The following is a 23395-nucleotide window of genomic DNA, read 5'->3' on the forward strand; positions in this document are numbered from 1 at the left end:
GAGGCCCAGCGGGTTTCAATATATTTCAGTGCCGGGTGAGAATAATCGCCGGCCCAGTCGCTGAGCAAACTGACTGTCTTTGTATCACTGTCTTCACAACGGCACCGGTACACCCGAAGCCCGGATACAGGAATAACGCCAAACAGCGTCCGGTACCGTATTTTCTGTTTGCCTTTGATTCTGCGCGCAGCAAGGCAGTGAGGGCACCGGATATGGTGTTGAGTATATTCGTCTGCCTGCCGCTGGACCACCGACTGCTGGACCGTATTCAGCAACAGCTTAGATTCTGATACCGATAATCCGATGTCGTTCCGGGTCTCCCCTGATTTCTGGAGTGTCATCAGTTCCTCCGTTCGACTGGAGCCTGATTCATCGGTGATGACTATCTGGAGCGTCAGTTGCATCATTGCCTCCTGCGGTGGTGGATGATTATCTCCCGGCTGTCAACGCCAAGATTTATGACCGTTTTTCGCCATTTTTAATGTCCGCTATTTGATCATTTCTGTTGTCCGCTTTCCGCCATTTCATCATCACTGATTGGCGTTGCGTTTTTGGCCAGCACTCCGGCTTTGCGTTTTTCCTTCAACCGGTAACTTTCTCCTTTTATATTCACTGTGGTTGAGTGGTGTAGCAACCGATCCAGGATCGCCGTTGCCAGTACGTTATCGCCGAACATCTCTCCCCAGTCTGCGAAGCCTTTGTTTGATGTCAGGATTATGCTCGCTTTTTCATACCGGCGATTCAGCAGGCGGAAGAACAGACTGGCTTCCTCTCTGTTCATCGGCAGGTAGCCTATTTCGTCCAGGATTAGCACCCGCGCATAGCTCAGCTGTTGTAGCTGACGCTCCAGCCGGTTTTCCAGTTTCGCTTTCATCAGCGTTGCTACCAGCCTGTCGAGTGGCATGAACAACACCCTATGGCCTGCATCCGCCGCTTTCACGCCGAGGGCTACGGCCAGGTGGGTTTTCCCCACGCCGGGAGGACCCAGCAGGATCACGTTCTCACAGCGTTCCACGAACGCCAGACCGGCCAGCTCCCTGACAACCTTACGATCGATTCCTGGCTGGAAGCTGAAGTCGAACTGCTCCAGCGTTTTGACCCACGGCAGACGGGCCTGCTTCAGCCGTGACTCCATGCCGCGCTGGTGCCTGCCGTTCCATTCCTGCTGCAGCGCCATACACAGGAACTCCCGGTAGTTCAGCTCCTTTTTAGCTGCCTGCTCTAACAAGCTTTCAACGTGGTAGCTAAGGTGTTCCATTTTCAACCGGATCAACAGCGCTTCAAGTTCATGCATCACAGCAGCTCCTCATACGCACTCAGTGGACGATGCTCCACCATGCTGACCTGCTGCCAGAGCGGGGCATGGTGTTCCGGCACCGTTTGCCAGCCAGATGATGCTGAACAGAGCCGGTGTGATGCCACCTGCTGCTCATTACTGTAGATCCGCAACTCATCATCCAGCGATATGCGTATCGAGACCGGCTGACCACACAGCGTTTCGGGAACGCTGTAGCGATTGCTGCCAACCTCGATATAGCTGTCCCAGGACACATGACGGATGTCGAAGTAACTGGTATCGAAGTCCGTATCCGGCAACGGCTGCAGATGTTCCTGCTCCAGCGCGAAGCGCTGTTCCGGGGTCGATATAGCTGTCCCAGGACACATGACGGATGTCGAAGTAACTGGTATCGAAGTCCGTATCCGGCAACGGCTGCAGATGTTCCTGCTCCAGCGCGAAGCGCTGTTCCGGGGTCTGTCTGAACTGGCGAAGCTCCCGCTTGTCAGCCACATCGCCCATCCACTGCCCCAGTTGCTGATTAACATGGGCGAAGCTGTCGAACCTGCGGTACCGGACGAAGAAGTTTTCCTTGAGATATTTCACCATCCGCTCAACTTTACCTTTGGTTCTGGCCCTGCGCGGACGGCAGGCACGCGGCAGGAAGTCATAGTGGTCGGCCAGCAACAGGAACCCGGAGTTGAACACCACTTTCCCGTTGTTGTTTTTCAGCACCGCCGCTTTCTGGTTATCAACCAGCACGGTTTTCACACTGCCACCGAAGTAGCGGAAGGCGCGAACCAGCGACTCATAGGTGTGTTCAGCATCCTGCTTTGGCGCGGCGAAGACATGGAAGCGACGAGAGAACCCCAGCGTATTAACCGCGAAGTTAACTTTGCATCGCTGCCCGGCGACCTCTACCTCAACTTCGCCCCAGTCGTGCTGCAGCTGGTAACCGGGCTGGGTTTCGAAGCGGACCGTTTTCTTCGACGGACGCATTTTGCGTTTGGGCTGGATGTAATAGCGCAGCATGGAGCGACCACCGGTGTAACCCATAGCTTTGATTTCTGCGAGGATAACCTCGCCATTCCAGACATTCTCAGCCAGACGCGTGTCGATATAGTCCATGAACGGCTTCAGTTTGGCCATTTTGTGGCGCGTCTTTCTGGCCGGTGGTTCAGGGTATTTAAGGTACCGTCTGACGGTGCGTTCAGAGCAACCCACCTGAGTTGCAATGTCGATAATGTACGCACCCTGCTTGCGCATTTGCTTTATCATGTAAAAGTCCTCTCTGCTCAGCATGTCGATGTCCTTTCTGGTGTGAGAACCTCAAGGAAACAACATGTTGGGTGGAGCGGACAATTCAAATGGTGAATTACCGTCTTATATCATTGGCGCTAAAAGTCCTCTCTGCTCAGCATGTCGATGTCCTTTCTGGTGTGAGAACCTCAAGGAAACAACATGTTGGGTGGAGCGGACAATTCAAATGGTGAATTACCGTCTTATATCATTGGCGCTAACATGGCCGATGTGAACAGCTTTTATGCCAGCTGCGAACGTGTTTTCCGCCCTGATTTGAAAGGAAAGCCGGTTGTGGTGCTCAGTAATAACGATGGCTGCGTCATCGCAAGAAGTGCCGAGGCAAAGCCCTGGATCAAAATGGGCACGCCGTGGTTTCAGATGAAAAACGAAAAGTACCCGGAAAAAATATACGCGTTCTCAAGCAACTATGAACTTTATGCCTCGATGTCAGCGCGCGTGATGAGCTGCCTGGAGGAGCTGGCGCCGAGAGTAGAATTTTACTCAATTGACGAGCTCTTTGTTGACCTGGCTGGAGTGGAGCACTGCATGGACCTGGAGGACTTCGGCCGGCAGCTGCGCCAGCACGTGTATGACTGTACCTGTCTGACCATCGGCGTGGGTGCCGGGCCGACGAAAACCCTGGCAAAATCAGCCCAGTGGGCCTCAAAGGAGTGGAAACAGTTTCGTGGCGTGCTCGCCCTGACCAGGGGGAATCCTCAGCGAACGCGGAAACTGCTTTCACTGCAGCCGGTTGAAGAGATCTGGGGCGTGGGAAACCGTATTGCACGCAAGCTCAATGTTCTTGGCATCAGGACTGCGCTCGATCTGGCCCTGACGAACCCGGCCTTCATCCGCAAAAATTTCTCCGTGGTTCTCGAGCGAACGGTGCGGGAACTGAACGGGGAAAGCTGCATGTCGCTTGAGGAAGCACCGCCAACAAAGCAGCAGATCGTCTGCAGCCGCAGTTTTGGAGAGAAAATCACGGAGTACGATTCGCTGCGGCAGGCTGTCTGTCAGTACGCAGAGCGGGCCTCAGAAAAGCTGCGTAAAGAGCGCCAGTATTGCCGGCATATTTCCGTTTTCATTAAAACGTCCCCGTTCGCCGTTAAAGAGCCTTACTACGGCAACGTGGCCACAGAGAAACTACTTACCCCCACTCAGGACACCCGGGATATCATTGCGGCCGCCACAGCGGCTCTGGAAGGACGGGCACCGGTATGCCAAAGCCGGTGTGATGCTGAATGACTTCACCGACTCAGGCGTTTCGCAGCTGCAGCTGTTCGACGACCGTCCGCCACGTCCTCACAGCGCTGAGCTGATGAAGGTTCTCGATGGCATTAATCATTCCGGTCTGGGACAGGTCTGGTTTGCCGGGCGAGGGATTGCGCCTGCATGGCAAATGAAACGCGATATGCTCTCCCCTGCGTACACCACCCGCTGGAAAGATATCCCCATAGCGAGGATCAGTTAAATTTAGCCTTTCAGAGAGAGCCAGTAGTGCTCGCCGCAGCCGAACGACAGGGCGAAGCCCGCGAGTGAGCGAGGAAGCACCAGGGAACTGCACGGACAAATTCAGCTTACGCTCGGCGTTTAATGGATACCCCACTCTGCTTTATCCACTTATCCACGGGCATATTTTTATACGATCTTTTTAAAGGGTTGTTAGGTTTACCTTTTTAGAATACCTCTCAGCCCTTTATTCATGCGGGTTTGAGAAGGATCAGTGTGACAATCTGCCCTTTCAGTGTGACAAATCACCCTCAACCTCCCTCTTAAAGTGTGACAGATTGCCCTTAACCCTGTGACAAATTGCCCTCATGATTTGCTGTATTCCACAAGTTATCCCAACCTGTTGACTCTTTTTCAATTAGTGTGACAATCTAAATTCCTGTCACACTTTACACGGACCTGTCATGACGGAAGTTGCGGTTCTCAACCATAAAAAACGTAAGAATAGCCCGCGAATTGTCCAGTCAAACGAACTGACTGAGGCGGCATACAGTCTTTCTCGCGATCAAAAGCGTATGCTTTATCTCTTTGTGGACCAGATCAGAAAATCTGACGGTACGCTGCAGGAGCATGATGGGATATGTGAAATTCAGGTCGCCAAGTATGCGGAAACCTTCGGGTTGACCTCCGCCGAGGCCAGCAAAGATATCCGTCAGGCTCTCAAGGGATTCGCGGGTAAAGAAGTGGTCTTTTATCGGCCTGAAGAGGATGCCGGGGAAGAAAAAGGTTATGAGTCCTTTCCCTGGTTCATCAAACGTGCCCATAGTCCCTCCAGAGGGCTCTACAGTGTTCATATTAACCCGTACCTCATTCCTTTCTTTATTGGCCTTCAGAACCGTTTCACACAGTTTCGGCTAAGTGAAACGAAAGAGATCACTAATCCCTATGCCATGCGCCTGTACGAGTCACTATGCCAGTACCGTAAGCCGGATGGCTCTGGCGTAGTATCCCTGAAAATAGACTGGATCATGGAGCGCTATCAGCTTCCGCAAAGTTATCAGCGTATGCCGGACTTTCGCCGTCGGTTCCTGCAGGCGAGTGTCGATGAGATTAACAGCAGAACGCCAATGCGCCTGTCTTATATAGAGAAAAAGAAAGGCCGCCAGACGACTCATATAGTCTTTTCTTTCAGCGACATAATGTCGATAACACCTGAGTGATCTTTGAGGGTGATTTGTCACTATTAGCAGGGTGGTTTGTCACACTAGAGTTAAAGCTCTCAGGGTGATTTGTCACAGAACAGTTTGCCTTCCTCTGCCCTGACTGGTTTTCAGGCACTAAATGGTGCCAATTTTGTTCTTTAAAAACACTTAATGAGGGCAATTTGTCACATTTAGTTCAGTGCAGCTTGTCACATCTCCCCTCAGCCCTGAGTGTCGTTTGTCACACTTAAGAGCGTCCTTTCCACTTCTGGCTGAGGGTGCATTGTCACTATTTGAATTCAAAACCGCTGCCTGTCCCTGTTAGTGCATTTTCCCTGCACTAAAAATGTGTTTGAGCAGGAAGCTGTTAAATGTCCTGTCTGATGGTTCTGGCCAGCCCGGAGGATCAGTTAAGAGCACACCTTCCTGCTCCATCCAGCTATGTGTTTGTAGTTTACGCTCGACATACTCCTCGGATTCAGAGCCCATTGTTTCAATGATGAAAGTGGTAACTGTGTTTTCTTTGCTCGGAACCACATTCAGTATGAAGTCAGGATGAATGACCTCCTCCACCCCATTCTTAGTGCTTTTAGAAGTGAAAAGTGGCTTGCTGAGGCTGATCGCATCCGGATGATTTTCCTGACGGCCAGCATAGCTGCTGGCGTTTATAATTACCTTCAGTGTATCGCGCTCTTTGTTGCTATCCACAGGCACCGGATTATCAAGCGTATACGCGGCATGCGCATACCCCTCATGGCAGTAAACCTTGCCATCCCTACCTCTGCGGTATTCCAGAATTGCCCAGTATGGGGCCCGACTGCCAGTGTTGTAGGTGCTTTCTCCATTGATACTGACTCGGGCTTCAGGCCTATGGATAAAAGTATTACTCCGAACGCTAAAGATTATTTCTTCCCGATTGGCATCGGTCGCAATACCAATGATATACACGCATGCCTCCTTATCACTGCTATCAGTCTGTAGTGAAACTTCTAGCTGAGTCAGCATGTCGTTAATCCGTTCGAGGGACAACCAGGGCGCGCAACTGAACAGTATATTAAGCTGTGTTCCATTGCCCATTGTATGTTCATTCAGAACTTCTTTTATTCTATTGACCGAACCGACTAAACCCGGACTTTTATATTCAGGTACTAGTTCAAGTTAGTTCAGGCCAGCAGCCTGAATGAGAGTCAGCAATTTTCGACCCAGAGCCGGAATGGGTTTAAGAGTTTTGCTTCGACGCTTACGGGGCAGTACCGGTCCTTCCACAGCGTTGATTTTGGTGTCTTTCTTCTTGTCGGGTAACCAGTCATTCCCGCCAACCGGATTTAGTGGGCTGGTTTTTCCTTCAGTGGTAGTGTTATCAGCATCCTTACTTTTCTTTAGCCTGAACAAAGGGCACTGTTCATCATGTTGTCTTGTCGTCTTGACGTGGCGTAACCTGGCAACGTTAACCTCGCAGTTAAAAGGACCTTCAATGTTCGGGTCATGTTCGACGCAATCACATTTTAACCACAACTTACGGCGGTCCATTTCTTCAAGCACAGAATTTGCTATACGTAAATCAGCCTGAGCGGGTTTTCGACCGTTGCTGAAAACATGCAGCAATGCCTCTCTCTGCCAGATTCAGTTTCCTTTCAAGCCTTCCCCTTGGATTTTTTTCCACACTGGGTCCATTGATTTACTCCTTCACTCAAAAGTGTGATTACGATAACAAGATCATATCTTGATATCATAACATCTTATTAAGATGATAAATATATTGAATTTATTCATAACGCACTGAATCTAAAGAAATTGCTAACATTGTAAGTTAATATGATAACAAGATATCAATGCCGTAGCATATTGAAAATTAATTCTTGTTATCCTATTATCTTAACAAGATAACAAACAAGGTGTGCGGAATATGATCATTGTTCTTGGTAGTCAAAAAGGTGGAGTAGGTAAAAGTACGCTCGCAGTTTCCATCGCTGCATATCTTATGGCACTAGGAAAACGAGTTCTCATTGTAGATGCCGACGATCAAAAATCAGTGCTGACCTGGTATAACAATCGACCAGAGAACTTGCCTCATATGCCTGTGACTGGAGCGTCCGGCAACATCAAAGCCATGCTAAAAGAGCATGAAAAATCTTATGACTTTGTTATCGCCGATTGTGCTGGCCGTGACAGTGCAGAGATGCGAAGCGGATTAATGGCTGCAGATGTGTTTATTTCCCCTTTACGACCGTCCCAAATGGATTTGGATGTCGTTCCTCACACATGCTCTGTTTTTACTGCAGCTAAAGATTTCAACGAGTCGGTACGTGGGTATTTAGTGTTGAATATGACACCAACTAACATGTTCGTTAATGAAGCTAATCAGGCAGCGGATGTTCTCAAAGACTTTCCGGAAATGAATCTGTCTAATGCTCGTGTATGTGACAGAAAAGCTCACAGGGATGCCTGGGCCGAATCAATGACTATTTTTGAAACACAGAACATCAAAGCCCAAGAAGAAATTGAAGCTCTGGTTAAGGAGATCATTCTGTGAGGAATAGAGCACAAACACCGCCAAGGGACGAAGCTTCGTTTATAAACGGAGGCACAGCTGGTCTCACTGCAAAAAATCCAGATGAACCAAGTAATAAATCTGCGACTAGTAAAGCAAAACCAGTCAGTATCTCTCTTGCTGAAGAGAATCTTAACTCAATTGATAATGTCATAAAGGAAGAGATGTTATCAGGGAACAGGAGAGTAAATAGATCCGATGTAGTTAGAGCTGCAGTGATGGCATTAGAAAATTTATCACGAGAAGAAATCTCTCAACTGATTGAAAAATCTAGATTAAAGTAATAATAACTTAATAACTTAATAACTTAATGGTTTGTGTAGTTGGTAAATAAAGGTAGTATGATTACTAAATTAACAAGATAGTAAGATAGTAAGATAGTAACTTACCATCTTGTTATCTTGTTATCTTAGTCACCTATTTTTTTAAGTAACGCCACCGCCTCATCGCCCGGCATCTGGAACTGCACCCGGTGCCGTGCTGCCACATCCAGCGCAAACACCTTCGTATACACCTCCGTCGAGCTGATGCTCTTATGTCCCATTAAACTCTGCAGCACCTTCAGCGGTATGCCTGCGTACAGCATGTGCATCGCGTAGGAATGGCGGAATGTGTGCGGGGTCACCGGCACGGAGAACGTCACCCCATCGGCCGCAGCCGTTTCAACCGCTTCGCTGAGCCAGGTGCGGACCGTCCGATCGGTAATCTCCCAGATACGTGCCTTCTCGGTTCTGCCGCTTCGCTTGTTACGACGTTCAAGAGGTATTTTCAGCGTGGCCACCATCATCTCCAGCTGGCTGACATAGTTCGCATCGGAAAGCGGAACCAGGCGATGCGCCTGACTACCGGCAGGTGAGCGGCCGGCCGTTCGGGCCGCTTTCTCCGCCCGCTGCTTGAGTGTGGCCAGCTGCACGAACGGGTAGGGCGGCGCCAGGGAAAAATCACTCCGGGTCAGCGCCAGCGCCTCGTTAATGCGCGCGCCGGTGTTCCAGAGGGTTGCCAGCAACATCTTGCGGTGTAGATCGGGTACATAGTGGAGCAGGGCACTTACTTCCGGTGCCAGCAGATATTTCGGCAGTTCGTCCTGAACGAGAGCCATCTGGCGCAGGGCCAGCGCTGCCGGGTAATCGATGGCCACCGGCATTTGCGCCGGCTGCTGCGGGTGAGAATATGATATTAGGCCGCTAATGGTTTTGACATTCCATCAGGTATCACCGCTTGATTCCATTTCCTGTTGCGGGCTGCTTCAGCAGCGCGCAGGGGTCTTTCACGTCTCCAGACTTTATGAAACACGGAAACCGCAGACCATTTATCATGACCTGTAAGACGTGTTTCGGGCAGACCGGTAGCCCGGTGCAGACGGACGGCAAGAATGACGGCCCTGATGCCTAAACGCGTGAACTGATACTGCCGTTCCCTAAAATAGTCCTTATGCCAAGGAGGGGCGGGTATTTCGGCGGCATATTTAATTGCCCTGCGGGCCTCATCCTGGAGCACTGTTAGTTCACGGATGCGGTACATAAGACGTGGATCTAAAATCCGCCAGTCACCGGAGATATCAGTCAGATTCAGTTTAGGGTAATCCGTCACAGCTTCCCTTTCAGGCTGTGAGGCATCATCATCCTGACCGTCATCCGACGCAACCTGGGCACAAGCCTCAGCATACCGTTCAAGCTTAAAAACCAATTCGGTAGCAATGTAATGCAGCTCCTTTTTCAGTTTATCTTCTGACGCCTGTCTCTCGCGCTTAAGTGTGAAATAGTGTGTCAGCCAGATGCCTGTGAGCGTAATTCCCCCGGTCAGCAGGCCAGTGATAAGCCCAGTTGCTACGTTTCCCGAGATCCCCGCCCCTTGGTTAATCACCTGTACGGAAACGGGATGGGATGTCGCAGTAACTATGCTTTCCGCTGCGACCTGAATATCAGCCATTGATCATTTTACCTCTTTATATTCCTGAGAAATCCCGTCAGGCCTGGCCTGGCACAAAACGGGCAGGCTCAAACGGCCAGCGCTTTTCGCCTTCAGGTCAGTCTGATGGCTTGAAGCGCCGTTTCTGACTGTCAGAAGCTGTCCAGGATGCCATTCCATTCCGCTTTACAGTCCAGCAGGTACCGGAGGCCATTATCTGTAGCGACCTGCGTTTATAAATGCTCAAACCTGCATTTATAAACGCAGGTCGCTACAACTAGGTAGATCTGAGACTAACGGGACAGATCAAACAGTTCTGGCTGGAGTCCGGTTGCGTTTATGGTTATCGCAAGATCCATCTAGACTTGCGGGATAGCAGGCAACAGTGCGGAGTGAACAGAGTCTGGCGACTGATGAATCGTGCCGGGATAAAGGCTCAGGTCGGGTACCGAAGCCCGCGGGCACGCAAAGGCGAGGCCAGTATCGTATCGCCCAACAGGCTCCAGTGACAGTTCAATCCGGATGCTCCGGATAAGCGTTGGGTAACGGACATAACCTACATCAGGACCCACGAAGGCTGGCTGTATCTTGCTGTGGTTGTTGATCTGTTCTCACGCAAAATTATCGGCTGGTCAATGCAATCCCGGATGACAAAGGACATTGTCCTGAATGCACTGCTGACAGCTTTATGGCGGCGTAATCCCCAAAAACAGGTGCTGGTTCACTCGGACCAGGGCAGTCAGTACACCAGCCATGAGTGGCAGTCGTTCCTGAAATCACACGGCCTGGAGGGGAGCATGAGCCGTCGCGGTAACTGTCACGATATGCGGTTGCAGAAAGCTTTTTCCAGTTGTTGAAACGCGAACGGATACAGAAAAAGATCTACGGAACGCGGGAAGAAGCCCGCAGCGATATTTTTGATTACATCGAAATGTTTTATAACAGTAAGCGTCGGCATGGTTCGAGCAATCAGATGTCACCGACAGAATATGAAAACCAGAATTATCAACGGCTCGGAAGTGTCTAGATTATCCGTGACGATTCATACTTACATTAATGAATTATTAAATGTCAAAAATGCTTAGTGGTTTGACTGACGTCTTAGATGCCCTCCAGGATGGTTATGTTGCAAAATTCACGATGAGGTACCATATTTTTTGTTCAGCGCATTTTAGCTTGAACCAGGGGATGTTCGAATGCTGCCCAGAATATCTGTGGATACAAGCGAGACGCCGCTTGAAAACCAACAGGACTGTGATTTGATTTTCATGTGACGAAAGGACCAGCCATGACGACCGAACTTCTTATCTTCAGAAATCTGGATTTTGACGGCATTGTATTTGTTCGCTATGAAGGACGTGCAAGCTTCAAATCTATTCGCTATCAACTGCAAAAGGACGATGCAGTGATCTCCGAGCAGGATGTCACTCGCCCCGGCGAAACCGCGCACTTTGACATACAGTCGCCCGGTGTTTATCGGGCAAAAGCACTTTTCAAGCACGCCGATGGTTCGACATCGGTGCTCGACTCATCTCCGCTGACGATCCAGTCCACGACCCCGTGGCCGGCATCCGCCAAGGCAGGCTCCGTCAGGAGCTTGAAAGGTGGACACTGCTTCTACGACAATATTGATAACTATTATCTCGAACGGGCGGGCTAGTCAGGTTGCAGAACGAAATCGTAAGTTCGGCATTGCCCACATATCTCAGGTTGAAGTCTGTACTCAGTTTCGCACTTGTGTATTCGCCAAAAGTCATTGCTAAGTACGGCGAACATTTTACTCATTTGTACAGGCTCTACGGGACGATCTCGCGCGATGAAATGATCACGCTCGCACATGAGTTCGAAACGCTCGACTATGTCGTCTACTGTTCAGTTACCCCCGATACGGCCGGTATGCTGCCGCCCAGGGCTCCAGCTCGCCCCAATCAGGAGGGGGAGATGAGCCCTCCGTTCGCGCCCGGTGGTGTCACGCCCGATTTCACTGCACGGCAAACGTACCTCGGCGACTGGGCCACAACACAAACTCTTGCCTTGAACGTTCGCGCTGCCTGGGGGAACAAGGCGGCGACCGGCCGGGGCGCGACTGTGCGCCATCTCGATTTCGGCGTGTACCGTAATCATGAAGATCTTGGCCATATCACGGTCGTCACCAGCCGACCGGAAACAGATGATTGTAACCATGGCACCGCATCAGTCGGGTGCATAGCCGCAACAAAAAACAGTTCTGGTGTCACGGGGATCGCCTACGACTGTCAATTCTATTTCTACGATACGGGCGATTTCGACAAGATCGTGGCCGACGCTCAAGCAGGCGATATAGTCAGTCTTGATATCCAGTTCGGCTCAGACGGCGTCTATTTTCCCGCTATCCATGTGAAATCATGGTGGGACAAGATTTTTGCACTGTCCAGTAACAGGGTAACCGTCGTTCTCGCCGCAGGTAACGGTGGACTGGACCTGAGTCCGGAATCTGGTGCAATGCATGACTACGGAGACAGTGGAGGTATGCTCGTCGGCGCATGTGATCACGTCACGGGCCGCCGCCTGTCTTTCTCGAATTACGGGCACTACACATCCTATGTCTGTGCGTGGGGGGACTGGAGCGTGACGACCACCGGATATGGCGACCTGCAGACGGTGTCCAACGAACGCAATTACACAAAATCCTTCGCAGGAACATCAAGTGCCACACCACTGGTAGCTGGTGCGCTTGCGGTACTGCAGGGCTATTCGCTCACCGCACATCAATACTTGATAGGTCCCTACTGGATGCGCGATATCCTTGGCTACACAGGAGGTTCTCAGGGGGTGGAAGATCTCATCGGTAGACGACCAAACGTTTATTCGGCGCTCCTCTGGCTTGACAAGAATCTGCCCTCCTGACAAATAATGCGTTCGCTCGGGGCAATTGTCCTTCTCACATGGAATGCGAAGGATGAGCGCCCTACTAACCAAATCGTATCTGAACAATCCTGCGAGGTATGTATCATTGAGGATGGTTCTCTATGGCATTGATCATTCCGGTCAGGGACAGGCCTGGTTTGCCGGACGAGGGATTGCGCCATTCCGACAAACGAAACGCAACATGCCCCCCTGCGTATACCAACCGTTGGAAAGGAATCCTCATGCGAGAATCAGTTAAATTTCGGCTTTCAGAGAGAACCTGTAGTGCTCGCCGCAGCCGAACGACAGGGCGAAGCCCGCGAGTGAACGAGGAAGCGCCAGGGAAGTGCACGGACATATTCTGCTTTCGCATCGTAAACAAGAGTAAAGTTAATATTCTCACGAAATAGATCATGATAAACGACTGCATAAAAGAGAGAGGTCTAGTTTCAGCTCATTTCGGAGTATGGTGTCGCCAATCTTGGCAAAGTTATCAGGATGAGTGTGATATTCAAGTGCAGATTGGGACCGTGGTCTCAACACCTTCAAGAATATGATCACGTAAGTCCGAGCCGGGTCACCGGACGGTTCGTGAAAATCAGTAATAAAGTGGGACCGTGGTCCCAGTTCCTTCAAGAGTATGATCACATATGGCCGAACCGGGTCACTGGACGGTTCGTGAAACTCGGTTACAAAGTGGGACCGTGGTCCCAGTTCCTTCAAGAGTATGATCACGTAAGTCCAGGCCGGATTACTGGGTGAACCGTGGCACCCAGATTCATGGCCACAGATATGAAACCCGAGGGAATTGTTTGGAGATATTGTTCTGGTAATTACAATCTAGAGACGGGATGGACTGTTATGAAGGGTAAAAGTGCTGCTCTGGAATATATATCCCAGAGCAGCAAGTCAGAAAGAGAGGAAATCAGAAAATAATGTTGAAGCTTTCAGGTATTACTACACAGGCTGAATGAACCTATTGTAAGTCACGCAGTATGCTTTCTATTTTCTCGATACATTCGGCAGGTAAGCGTGATTTATCGAGGTTGAAAATCACTTTATCACCTTTATAAAGGGCGGTCGCACCAGGTACAAACTGATGACGGGTACTCAAGTTAATTTTTTTACCGGATGGCTCTTTCAGTACATCAGTCAGTAATCCGATTAATTCCTCAGGTTCAAATATAACACCGGCTTTCTTTTGCTCATGAAGCTGCTGAGTCTGTTGCAGCAATAACGCTTCTTTTCCTTTGAATGCTTTGTATAAAGCCTCACCAGAACGGGCCGAAAGTTCACCAGGATGAGTAAACAGGGCAACCACAGATTTTGGTAATAAGGCCGTGTTTATGCAGCGAGTAATGATTTTACGGGAAATGTTCTCTGCGTCAGCAAGGCCAGATATATTGCTGTTAAATTCATTTTCAAGCCGATGCGCATAGCGTTTACCCCGCTCATATGCACTGACAGGGCGGTAATCATTACCCAGCCGGGATAAAGCCATCATTTGTGCATCATCAAGATCCCCTACGAGAACACGATAATACGATGACGTCAGTATGGCAGCTCTCCGGCGGCGACTGCCATCTGCAACCTCAATGACGCCCTCCACCCGTCGTCCGAATGCAGGTGTCTGCTGGCCACCTAGGAGAAAAGAAGGGATCAGATCATCAAGAGAGTCTTCGGTCAGCAGTTCTTGGTCGCGTTCATTACCTGACCAGACTCTTGATGCCGTTTCAACAATCTCGGCCGGGATTGCTTCCAGAATAAATTTAACTTCCCGACCACAAACCGGAAGCTGAATGGAGTTCCCTCGGGCCATAGCTCCTACCCGTGAAATTAAAGAATCAACCATCGGTGCAGCGGGCGCCTCTGACTGATTAACGGGGCGAATATTTTTTACAGTGTGTTTTGGAATGACTGGTGCACGTTTCATTATCTGATCTCCCAGCGAGGTTTAATCAGGCGATCAAAAATTTCATTACAAACAGGCTCCCAGATGGCCAGCGCATTTCTCCAAGCTCCGGTCGAAGAGCGTTGATCGATAGCCTGTTCAAACACCGTTCTCATACGGATCTGACCTTTACCGACCTCATCGGTCTCGCGTACGACGTTTTTCAGTACCATGCTTCCCCAAGCATCGCGGATTTGTTCCTCCATCCAGGGTGACTGTGAGCCATTGTTATTGCTGTACTTGGTCAGAAGAATCCTGACGTCAGGCTCAAAACCCTGCAAATCTACGTTTTTTAACAGATCACGCAGCATGTCAAAAAACTGAAGGGCAGAGGTGTAATCAAATAATTCAGCTGGCGTTGGAACGATGAGCACATCCGCGGCACAAACGACATTAATGGTACCAATGCCGAGGTTTGGTGCACTGTCTATAACAATAACATCATAATCATGTGCCACCGTTTCAATAGCAAGGCGAAGCATCATGTGGGGTTCTGTTGGCAGTTTCCCGTCGTCAAACCTGCCCATGAGCTCAGTTTCGATACGATGCAGAGCCAAACATGAAGGAATGATGTCGAGGCCTGGCCAGCAGGTCGGTTTTACTGCATAGGTTGCATCATCGTGCTCTCCCAGATAAAAAGGCAGCAGCGTGTCTTCGGCGTGGATATGTAAATCAGGGACCCAGCCGTGATACATGGATGCAGTACCCTGAGGATCATTACCTTCCACAAGTAGTACTCGAAGCCCTTTTAGCGCCAGATCCTGTGCCAGATGGACAGATACCGACGTCTTGTAAACTCCCCCCTTATGTGCCGCCACCGCGATGACGGGTGGAACGCTGTCATCAGGTCGCCGCAGACGGGTGCCAAATACATCCCTCATGTGATTGATCTGCTCAATGGTGTAACCCACACGCTGCTCAACACGTCCGCGCATTTCCATATCCGGATGGGGAAGACGGCCTGCTTTTTCTGCATCACGTATCGCTTGGGAAGAAACGCCAATTAAATCGGCGGCTTCACCCACACGCCAGCGACGAGTTATTTTCCTGGCTTCTGGGCTGTCATCATTAAACTGAGCAATTGCTATGGCTTTCGTCATTTCATGACCGGCTGCTATACATTGATCAAGCGTGTCCATCAATCCCATTGTCTGTTCCTTGTCATCATCTTTGCATAAAGATATTAAATCTTGAGAAAAGACGCAAAGCAACTCTAAAATTGCAAACCATATTAAAAATTGCAAAGCTGCTCAAAATATAACAGGTTAAGGAATGTCCTGAGTAGTTGCAGGCATATCTCAGTGAATATTATCCGCTCGCCGCAGACAGCAGGCGCATGCGTCGAGGAAGCGGAATTACTGCGCACTGGAAGGGGATAACTGACGCTTCGTAGTAAAAGAAAATCTGCTGGATTTTTTCTATGAATGATAATTGACTACGGTATGCAATTTCTTTACTGCGGTATGCCATTCGTTAACACATGGAAGCGGGCTGAATCGTATTTTTTGCATACCACAGTCAATCTTTTTGTCTTTCAGATTCGAACTTTGCCAACAAATTGTTGCAGTAGGATCATTCAGTGCGATGTCACTTATGACCTGTATGTGTTGAAGGAAGTTATTCCATATTTCGATCCAATAAATGATCCATATAGAGATCATGTTGAGATCAAAAGAGATCCCAGGATCGTTCAGCGCCCCGTTTAGCTTGGCTCGGGAGGCTTCCTTCATTAACTGTGGCGTGTGGTATGTTGACTGTTATGTGCGGGATCACCTATTGCGGTATGCAATTGTATTTACAGAGGTATGTATTTCCGTTGACTGTAATATGTGTATATACTTTCTTATGTGGATAAATGTGGGTTAATCAAATGGCTATGGAAAATAATGAGTTACCCCTGAATCTTCAGGAGGTCAACAAGACTACGGGCGAAGTTGTTAAGCTGGATGTCAACAGCGCCAGCACTGTTCAGCCTGTAGCACTCATGAGACTAGGTCTGTTCGTTCCTACACTAAAATCGACTTCCAGGAGTAAGACGAACCGCAAAAACGTCACAGATGCAACTGAGGAGCTCGTACAGTTGTCCATAGCCCGGAGTGAAGGGTATACCGATGTCAGGATCACCGGATCGCGACTCGATATGGATACGGACTTTAAAGTCTGGCTCGGGATCATTCGTTCAATGTATGATTTTGGAGTCAAAGGTGACACGCTCAAACTATCTTTTGTTGAGTTCGTTAAAATGTGTGGTTTTGACTCCCGTCGTTCCAACAAGAAAATGCGCGACAGGATCAGTAATTCCCTGTTCAAGCTGGCGTCTGTTACCCTCAAGTTTCAGAGTGAAACGAAAGGGTGGACAACTCATTTGGTCCAGTCCGCATATTACGATATTACCGCCGATGTCGTTGAGATCAAGGCAGAACCCAAACTCTTCGAGCTTTATCAGATGGACAGACGTGTCTTGTTGCGTCTGAAGGCCATTGATGCCCTGCAACGTAAGGAGTCCGCTCAAGCGCTCTATACCTATATCGAAAGCCTTCCGCAGAATCCTGCCCCCATCTCCATGAAGCGTATGCGTGACAGACTCAATCTTACATCTAATGTCTACACGCAGAACCACACGGTGCGCAAAGCCATGACCCAGCTGAAGGATATCGGCTATTTGGACTACACCGAATTCAAACGCGGTCGGGCCACATACTTCAGTGTGCATTACCGCAATCCAAAACTAATAAGCAGTAAGGTTATTGTTCCTCGTGAGCAGGAAGAGGAAGTGCCTGAGCAGAACTATGACGAAGTGATTAAAGCCCTGAAGGCCGCTGGTATTGATCCTAAGAAACTTGCAAAAGCGCTCGCCAGCGTGAAAGGGGATAATGACTGATGTATGCAGATTTTGAAGTCTGTTGACTGTGGTATGTAGTCTACATACCACAGTCAATATTTCTTCATTCACCCATCATTCAGGTAATCCTTATATTGACAGCGGTATGTAAACAAGCACGCTTAGAGTAGAAATATTGACTGCGGTGAGCGTTAGAAGTGATCATAGTCTGAAGTTATTCACTGCGGCATGTCCTACTACACCACTCAGTCAATATCCTGCTTCAGCTATGATGCTACCAAAGTTACCTCCAGCGTGTCGTCGAAAGGAATTGCCTCCAGATTATGGAAACAGCCCCCCTGAACTCCGTCGTCATTGCTGAGTTGGGCTTTGGCCATTTCCTTTCAACATTGCAACCGCTTCGCTTTCAGATAGCTGGAACTTCACTCGATGCCGTGCAGCGACATCCAGCGCGAACACCTTCGTATAGACCTCCGTCGAGCTGATCTTCTTGTGCCCTATCAGGCTCTGCAGAACCTTAAGCGGAATCCCGTAATACAGCATGTGCATGGCGTAGGAATGACGGAACGTCTGCGGTGTCACCGGCACGGAGAACGTCACTTCGTCGACCGCTGCTGCTTCCACTGCCTCGCTGAACTAGGTGCGGACCGTACGATCGGTGATATCTCAGATGCGTGCTTTCTCCGCCCGGGGATATGCGCAGCGCGGCCGAAATGATTTCCCGGTTTTCTTCGGTACGCCAGTTACTAAAATAGTCCACTTCCAGACGAAGGGACAGGTCTGCAGCCTCTATCAGGTCAGACACTTTCTGCAGGGCATTCTGCAGCTGCGGCGCTGATATCTTCCTTGTAGGCCTAAAAGGCAAGTTGATGGAAGCGGGCGTTCTCTTCAGAAGGCCATTTATGTACCGGAAATTTTAAGCGTACCTGTTAAGGTTCTGTCAGCCTTCAGAACAGGTGAAAGAACGTACTGTTTTCACTTGAAATATATGCAAGCTCCGGGAACCCTGCAGAAACTATCTGTAATTTTTCACCTTACGAAACCTTATCAATCTAAATTTCGGTTAGCTCTCCGACCCCGCTTGGTATCAGAATAAGTTTTGGTAATGAGTATACGCTCATCGGCTTTTTCCGGGTTCGACTACTTAGTACCAGTTAACTGTAAGGGCTCATAATTATTGCAACATCGTTGTATTGGAAGCGTACAGCAAGAACAGTAATTTAGGTGATGTTTCATTCCACTGATAGTATTATGCGCCATGACAACAGTTCGCTGACCCAGCGGGTGATTTATTATAAAGACTCTAAGGCAGTGGCTTTCTGCTGACAACCATATTGAGTAAAAGCACATATGCTCCACCTGTAAGTCCTCCCAGTAGTGCACCGAGGATAAGTAAAAGCATCATCCCCGGACCTTCTCTTTTCTCGGGATAGGACGGTGGAACCTGGTAACTGAATACTGGGAAATTGGTGTTCCGGATACTGATTTTTTCAAGCTCTTCTAACCGATACTTCCGGTTCCTTAGTTCCGGTTTTAACTCAGTCAAATCGCTTAATTTTTTTTCAATATTCAGTTTACTGGCAAGTCCTCTGGCCCCCAGGGAGACAGAAAAATCAGGGTCATCATTCATCGATTGCCCACGGGAATAAACTGGAGCATCAATGCCAGCAGCCCTGGCAATTTGCAGGGCGTATCTTAGCCTCTGAACGCGGGCAAGATGAGTGTTCTGCAATTCCGAGATTTCCAGTGCCAGGCCACTTTTTTCCGTTTTGATTTTCAGCTGAAGTGCCTCATGAAGCTCCTGTTGTATCTGTGTAATGGTTTTGTCGGTAACAAAACCGATGTATCCTCTCAGGGTATCCTGAGCAGTTTGCGGGTGTGGCCCCGTTAAGCTGAGTTTCCAGGAGCGATAAAGTGGAGCTGATTCATTTTTACCGCCAGAAATCGCCAGTGCTTGTGTTCCAGAAAACATGGCACTAACTGCCTGACTGAATTCTCGTCCGTGCTCCGATGATCGAGAATATTGTTGTATCAGAGCGGGTGTTAACTTTATATATTCTTCCATTAATTGTTGAGATTGAAATTTTTTGATGAAAAGATCAAATGCCGCAGAAGGGTCGAGTGGATAGCTGACTCCTAGTGTTTGTGCGGTGATTAGAGACTCCTGTAACTGGATCCATTGATCCGGGTCTGCCGGGGTAATAATCGCAGTGCTCGTCCAGTTCTGTGTTTAATTGACGTTCTGCACCGGCATGGCCGGTCATCCGTAAGTCAGGAGTATTATTATATATACATTGGGTTTTAGTAGTCTGCATGTGTGAACTTACCATTAATAAGCCAAGGCTCTATCTGCAATTAACAGTGTATAACGAAAATGCGAAAAGGTCATTTTCTCGGGAAATAACGTTATTATCCTCTTTAACTGAAAGCGTTGTGACCTGCTCCCCGTTGATTAACACACCACGATGTTAGTAATGCCTTCATCAGCAACGTGAGGGCATCCCCATGAAGAAGCGTTTTTCCGACGAACAGATCATCAGTATCTTTCGCGAGGCCCGAACACGGCTTGCCACCAACTGCAGGTCTGGGTATTGGTATCGACCGTATGGTGATGCTGTTCACTAACAGCCACACCATCCGTGACGTGATCCTGTTCCCGGCGATGCGTCCGGTGAAATAAGGCTTAAGAATAAAAAGAAGTATAGAAAAGGGCTGAGTTCGGTTGAATACGAACTCAGCCCTTGATATGAACTGACCCGCATATGCAGTCAGTTCATCAGGATGGAGAGGGTTAACGCAGCAGCTGCAGTACGTTCTGCGGCACCTGGTTAGCCTGAGCCAACACGGTTGTACCAGCAGATTGCAGAATGTTGGCGCGACTCATGTTGGACACCTCAGACGCGAAGTCAGCATCCAGAATACGAGAACGTGATTCAGACAGGTTGGTCACGGTGTTATCCAGGTTGCTGATAACAGAGTCAAAGCGGTTCTGCACTGCACCCAGCCCTGAACGTAGTTTATCAACCTGTGCCAGCGCGGCATCGACAACAGCCAGTGGATCCTGAGTTGCATCAGCAGTAGAAACTGCGGTGCCAGTATCTTTCGCTGTTGCTGTTCCCGCTTTTTTATCAACGGTAATATTGGCTTTGGTGAAGGAGCCATCAGTTGCCTTGACATAGTAGTTCCCTTTACCATCCGTTTGTAATGTTGAACCGGATGCGAGACCAGAAGTATCAATAGTCACTGATTTGGTGGCTTCTTTCCCATCTACGCTGGTTGCATTAGCTGGAACGGTTTGGGAAGGGCTGGCAGTTGAATCAAATGATAAGTTACCCTTGCCATCATCAGTCGCCTTCACGTATTGATCGTTAGTCCCATCATTAAATTTGACATAGAGCTGGCCTTTGTCGTCTTTAAGAACATCCGTTGCAGTTTGTGGGGTAGCTGCGCTGTCTGTGGCATTCGCCATACTGTATTTGTAACCGGCATCAATATCTGTAGTGGTGGCATCGGTCAGGGTTGATGGATCCAGACCCTGCACCACATTAAAGCCATCCATTCCCAGCGTTGTCTGATCCATTTTATTCAACTGAATATCAATGGTCTGGTCGTCGTTTGAACCTACCTGAATAGACAGCGTCTGATCTGCACTCAGTACTTTTACGCCGTTAAACTCGGTTTGGTCGGAGATACGGTTGATCTCGTCCAGACGAGCGGTGATTTCATCCTGAATGGACTGACGGTCAGAATCGGAGTTGGTGCCGTTCTGTGCCTGCACAGTCAGACGACGGATGTTCTGCAAGTTGTCGTTGACTTCGTTCAGCGCGCCTTCAGTGGTCTGCGCGATAGAAATACCATCGTTGGCGTTACGGGAAGCCTGGGTCAGACCAGAGATATTCGCGGTAAAGCGGTTACTGATGGCCTGGCCAGCGGCATCATCTTTTGCACTGTTAATACGCAGACCAGAAGAGAGACGCTGGATAGCAGTACCCAGAGAAGACTGAGATTTATTCAGATTGTTCTGGGCAATCAGGCTCAGGGCGTTGGTATTAATAACCTGTGACATGTAAATTCCTCAAATATAGGGGATATTGAACCCATTTCGTTATACCGATATGCGTTATTCTGTTCGCATATTAGAAATATCGGCGTGGGAAAAATTGACTGAAATGAAAAGCATGTTAAAGCCAGTAATTAACCTATATTCCATTGTTATTTAAGGATATTTATTTTTGTCCTTTAACGCTTTTTATCTCCTGATAAGACAATGCTAAAGGTAATTCGATGAATTGCGCACAAAATCTTTCGTAAATTCAGGTATTGATTTTGGTGTTCATTTTTATGCCATAACATTCGGTATCGAATATCAATCATGGTGATTCATCGAAAAACGAAAATAAACGCTGTCGGGGCTGTCTGCGCTTGCTCATAGATAAGTAAAAAATTAATCTAATCTTTATTGAGGCCGATAGTTCAGGAAGAGCAGTTCCAAATATCGCTAATTCCGGACAGGAGACATAAATGGGTATTTCATCACTGGGTATCGGTTCAGGTATTGATACCGCCTCTATGCTGCAACAGATTCAGGCCAGCGAGCAGACCCGTCTGACACCGCTGACTAACTTACAGACCAGCTATAAATCAAAAATTTCCGCCTGGGGACAGATCTCCAGTGCGCTTTCCGCGTTGCAAAAGAGTGTTAAATCCCTCGGTAGCGATGCGTTTAGCACGATGACCGTCAGCGACAATAAAGCATTTACGGCCACTGCCAGTAGTGGTGCGCAGGCGGATACCCATGAAGTGACGGTAGAACAGATGGCTCAGGCGCATAAATTGCGCACCGAGACGAAAGACAGCGCCGATACCGATTTAGGTACGCAGACCGGCGGCACTCGTACGATTACCATCACGCAGAAAGATGGCTCCGAAGTCAAAGTTGAACTTAGTGACGACGAAACTTCCCTCAATGATATTGCGAAAGCAATTAACAAGGAGGGGGGGAATGTCACGGCAACCGTTCAGAAAACCGGGAGTGGATATCAGCTGGCGCTTAACTCCAAATCCACCGGTACAGACGGTGAGATGAGCGTTAAAGTGGATGGTGACGGTAATCTGGCTGCGATGATGGACACCTCTAATGGTGGTCAGCATGTGGATGACAAGGGTAACGAAATTCCGAACGATCCAGGTGCTGGCGATGCGATGATCGCGGTTTCCGATGCCAAAGACGCTATTGTGGATGTTGACGGCAGCCAGTACACCCGTTCAAGCAACAATATTTCCGATATTCTCGACGGCATTACCCTGAAACTGAAATCCGTATCGGAAAAAGATGACTCCACTCCAACAAAATTCCAGTCTGAGCAGTTAACCCTGACTCAGGACACCTCCGCCATCAAGACCAATATTCAGGCTTTTGTGAAGCAGTATAACAGCCTGTTGGGGTTGACGACGGCGGCCAGCAAATATGTGCAGAACGACACCTCTGGCCTGACTGACGACGACGTGGCGACGCAGAGTAACCAGAGCGGCCCTCTGGTAGGGGATTCGACCCTGCGTGGACTGGTCAGTCAGGTTCGCTCGACGGTGAATGCTAACTACGGTGATTCAGGGGCAGATTACAGCTCGCTGGCGGATTTAGGCATCAAAATTGATGCATCTACCGGCCAGATGACTCTGGACGAAGATACGCTGGATTCTGCCATTGCCGACGATCCGGATCAGATCAGTAAGATGTTCACGGATACGAAAACCGGTAAAGGTCTCTCCTCTACGATGAGTGACATCATCACTAGCTATATCGGGGATTCCAAAACCAACACGGATGGGCTTATCAAAACGGCCACCGATGGCCTGAACGATCAGACTAAACAGATTCAGGAGCAGATAGACAAAACCCAGAAGCTAATTGATGGCGATGTGGAGCGTTATCGTAAACAGTTCGAAGCGCTGGATACCACGATGTCGCAAATGAACAACATGAGTTCGCAGATCACCTCTTTAATGTCTTCACTGTAATTTTGGGAAA

Annotated in this window: 14 protein-coding genes and 9 pseudogenes; 11 read left to right on the top strand and 12 right to left on the bottom strand. The window is 49.0% G+C overall.

The features are described from left to right. The 4 genes and pseudogenes from P349_RS0124725 to istA all read right to left on the bottom strand — a co-directional run. Positions 1-404, bottom strand: a pseudogene (locus tag P349_RS0124725) (ISKra4 family transposase); the annotation flags it as partial. A gap of 92 nt (positions 405-496) precedes the next feature. Further along, positions 497-1294 carry an IS21-like element helper ATPase IstB gene (gene istB, locus P349_RS01145; RefSeq protein ID WP_032664212.1) on the bottom strand — a complete coding sequence of 266 codons (798 nt, stop codon included), beginning with the start codon at positions 1292-1294 and terminating at the stop codon, positions 497-499. Beyond that, positions 1294-1641 (bottom strand): annotated as a pseudogene (locus P349_RS27085) (Mu transposase domain-containing protein); the annotation flags it as partial. The pseudogene P349_RS27085 and the gene istB, both read right to left, overlap by 1 nt. Positions 1642-1663: 22 nt before the next feature. Then, a pseudogene (istA, locus tag P349_RS01140) lies at positions 1664-2578 on the bottom strand (IS21 family transposase); the annotation flags it as partial. Between the two features lie 219 nt (positions 2579-2797). Between istA and P349_RS0124735 the strand changes: the two are divergent. Both P349_RS0124735 and repE read left to right on the top strand, forming a co-directional pair. Beyond that, positions 2798-4049: pseudogene (locus P349_RS0124735) on the top strand (Y-family DNA polymerase). A gap of 442 nt (positions 4050-4491) precedes the next feature. After that, complete coding sequence (gene repE, locus P349_RS01135; protein WP_032664216.1) at positions 4492-5247, top strand: replication initiation protein RepE; 756 nt, start codon at positions 4492-4494, stop codon at positions 5245-5247. 303 nt (positions 5248-5550) lie between these two features. Here the strand turns inward: repE and P349_RS0124740 are convergent. After that, positions 5551-6903: pseudogene (locus P349_RS0124740) on the bottom strand (hypothetical protein). Between the two features lie 232 nt (positions 6904-7135). On the opposite strand from P349_RS0124740, the gene P349_RS01130 reads away from it, so the two are divergent. Next, positions 7136-7762: a ParA family plasmid-partitioning AAA ATPase gene (locus P349_RS01130; RefSeq protein WP_008502208.1), complete on the top strand. Its 627-nt coding sequence runs from the start codon at positions 7136-7138 to the stop codon at positions 7760-7762. Further along, positions 7759-8064, top strand: coding sequence for a hypothetical protein (locus P349_RS25860; RefSeq protein WP_071995340.1), 306 nt, complete (start codon positions 7759-7761; stop codon positions 8062-8064). Before P349_RS01130 ends, P349_RS25860 begins: the two co-directional genes overlap by 4 nt. Positions 8065-8189: 125 nt before the next feature. On the opposite strand, the gene P349_RS01125 is transcribed toward P349_RS25860, so the two are convergent. Both P349_RS01125 and P349_RS01120 read right to left on the bottom strand, forming a co-directional pair. Continuing rightward, a complete protein-coding gene (locus P349_RS01125) occupies positions 8190-8924 on the bottom strand; it encodes a site-specific integrase (protein ID WP_152540108.1) in 735 nt (244 codons plus the stop codon). 32 nt (positions 8925-8956) lie between these two features. Further along, positions 8957-9709 carry a hypothetical protein gene (locus P349_RS01120; RefSeq protein ID WP_032664219.1) on the bottom strand — a complete coding sequence of 251 codons (753 nt, stop codon included), beginning with the start codon at positions 9707-9709 and terminating at the stop codon, positions 8957-8959. A gap of 263 nt (positions 9710-9972) precedes the next feature. On the opposite strand from P349_RS01120, the pseudogene P349_RS26085 reads away from it, so the two are divergent. The 4 genes and pseudogenes from P349_RS26085 to P349_RS26900 all read left to right on the top strand — a co-directional run. Next, positions 9973-10715, top strand: a pseudogene (locus P349_RS26085) (IS3 family transposase); the annotation flags it as partial. A 261-nt stretch (positions 10716-10976) separates the two neighbouring features. Beyond that, complete coding sequence (locus tag P349_RS01115; protein WP_032664222.1) at positions 10977-11348, top strand: hypothetical protein; 372 nt, start codon at positions 10977-10979, stop codon at positions 11346-11348. 5 nt (positions 11349-11353) lie between these two features. Continuing rightward, positions 11354-12574, top strand: coding sequence for a S8 family serine peptidase (locus P349_RS01110; protein ID WP_152540109.1), 1221 nt, complete (start codon positions 11354-11356; stop codon positions 12572-12574). 106 nt (positions 12575-12680) lie between these two features. Then, a pseudogene (locus tag P349_RS26900) lies at positions 12681-12813 on the top strand (DNA polymerase V subunit UmuC); the annotation flags it as partial. 737 nt (positions 12814-13550) lie between these two features. On the opposite strand, the gene P349_RS01105 reads toward P349_RS26900, so the two are convergent. Both P349_RS01105 and sopA read right to left on the bottom strand, forming a co-directional pair. After that, positions 13551-14507: a ParB/RepB/Spo0J family plasmid partition protein gene (locus P349_RS01105; RefSeq protein ID WP_032664223.1), complete on the bottom strand. Its 957-nt coding sequence runs from the start codon at positions 14505-14507 to the stop codon at positions 13551-13553. Then, positions 14507-15673 (bottom strand): plasmid-partitioning protein SopA, encoded by a 1167-nt coding sequence (sopA, locus tag P349_RS01100; RefSeq protein WP_032664225.1) that lies wholly within the window; start codon positions 15671-15673, stop codon positions 14507-14509. Before sopA ends, P349_RS01105 begins: the two co-directional genes overlap by 1 nt. A gap of 722 nt (positions 15674-16395) precedes the next feature. Here sopA and P349_RS01095 point away from each other — a divergent pair. After that, positions 16396-17406: a RepB family plasmid replication initiator protein gene (locus P349_RS01095; protein ID WP_032664320.1), complete on the top strand. Its 1011-nt coding sequence runs from the start codon at positions 16396-16398 to the stop codon at positions 17404-17406. A 312-nt stretch (positions 17407-17718) separates the two neighbouring features. On the opposite strand, the pseudogene P349_RS0124750 reads toward P349_RS01095, so the two are convergent. Both P349_RS0124750 and P349_RS01090 read right to left on the bottom strand, forming a co-directional pair. After that, a pseudogene (locus P349_RS0124750) lies at positions 17719-18057 on the bottom strand (tyrosine-type recombinase/integrase); the annotation flags it as partial. Positions 18058-18670: 613 nt separating this feature from the next. Beyond that, on the bottom strand, positions 18671-19339 hold the full coding sequence (locus P349_RS01090; RefSeq protein ID WP_050597532.1) for a hypothetical protein: 669 nt from the start codon (positions 19337-19339) through the stop codon (positions 18671-18673). Positions 19340-19924: 585 nt separating this feature from the next. On the opposite strand from P349_RS01090, the pseudogene P349_RS0124755 reads away from it, so the two are divergent. After that, a pseudogene (locus P349_RS0124755) lies at positions 19925-20047 on the top strand (amino acid--tRNA ligase-related protein); the annotation flags it as partial. Between the two features lie 111 nt (positions 20048-20158). Here the strand turns inward: P349_RS0124755 and P349_RS01085 are convergent. Further along, positions 20159-21433 carry a FliC/FljB family flagellin gene (locus P349_RS01085; protein ID WP_032664227.1) on the bottom strand — a complete coding sequence of 425 codons (1275 nt, stop codon included), beginning with the start codon at positions 21431-21433 and terminating at the stop codon, positions 20159-20161. A gap of 455 nt (positions 21434-21888) precedes the next feature. Between P349_RS01085 and fliD the strand changes: the two genes are divergently transcribed. Then, a complete protein-coding gene (fliD, locus tag P349_RS01080) occupies positions 21889-23385 on the top strand; it encodes a flagellar filament capping protein FliD (protein WP_032664229.1) in 1497 nt (498 codons plus the stop codon). Positions 23386-23395: the final 10 nt, after the last annotated feature.

The sequence above is a fragment of the Enterobacter sp. DC4 genome (assembly GCF_000568095.1).
Lineage (GTDB): Bacteria > Pseudomonadota > Gammaproteobacteria > Enterobacterales > Enterobacteriaceae > Enterobacter > Enterobacter pseudoroggenkampii.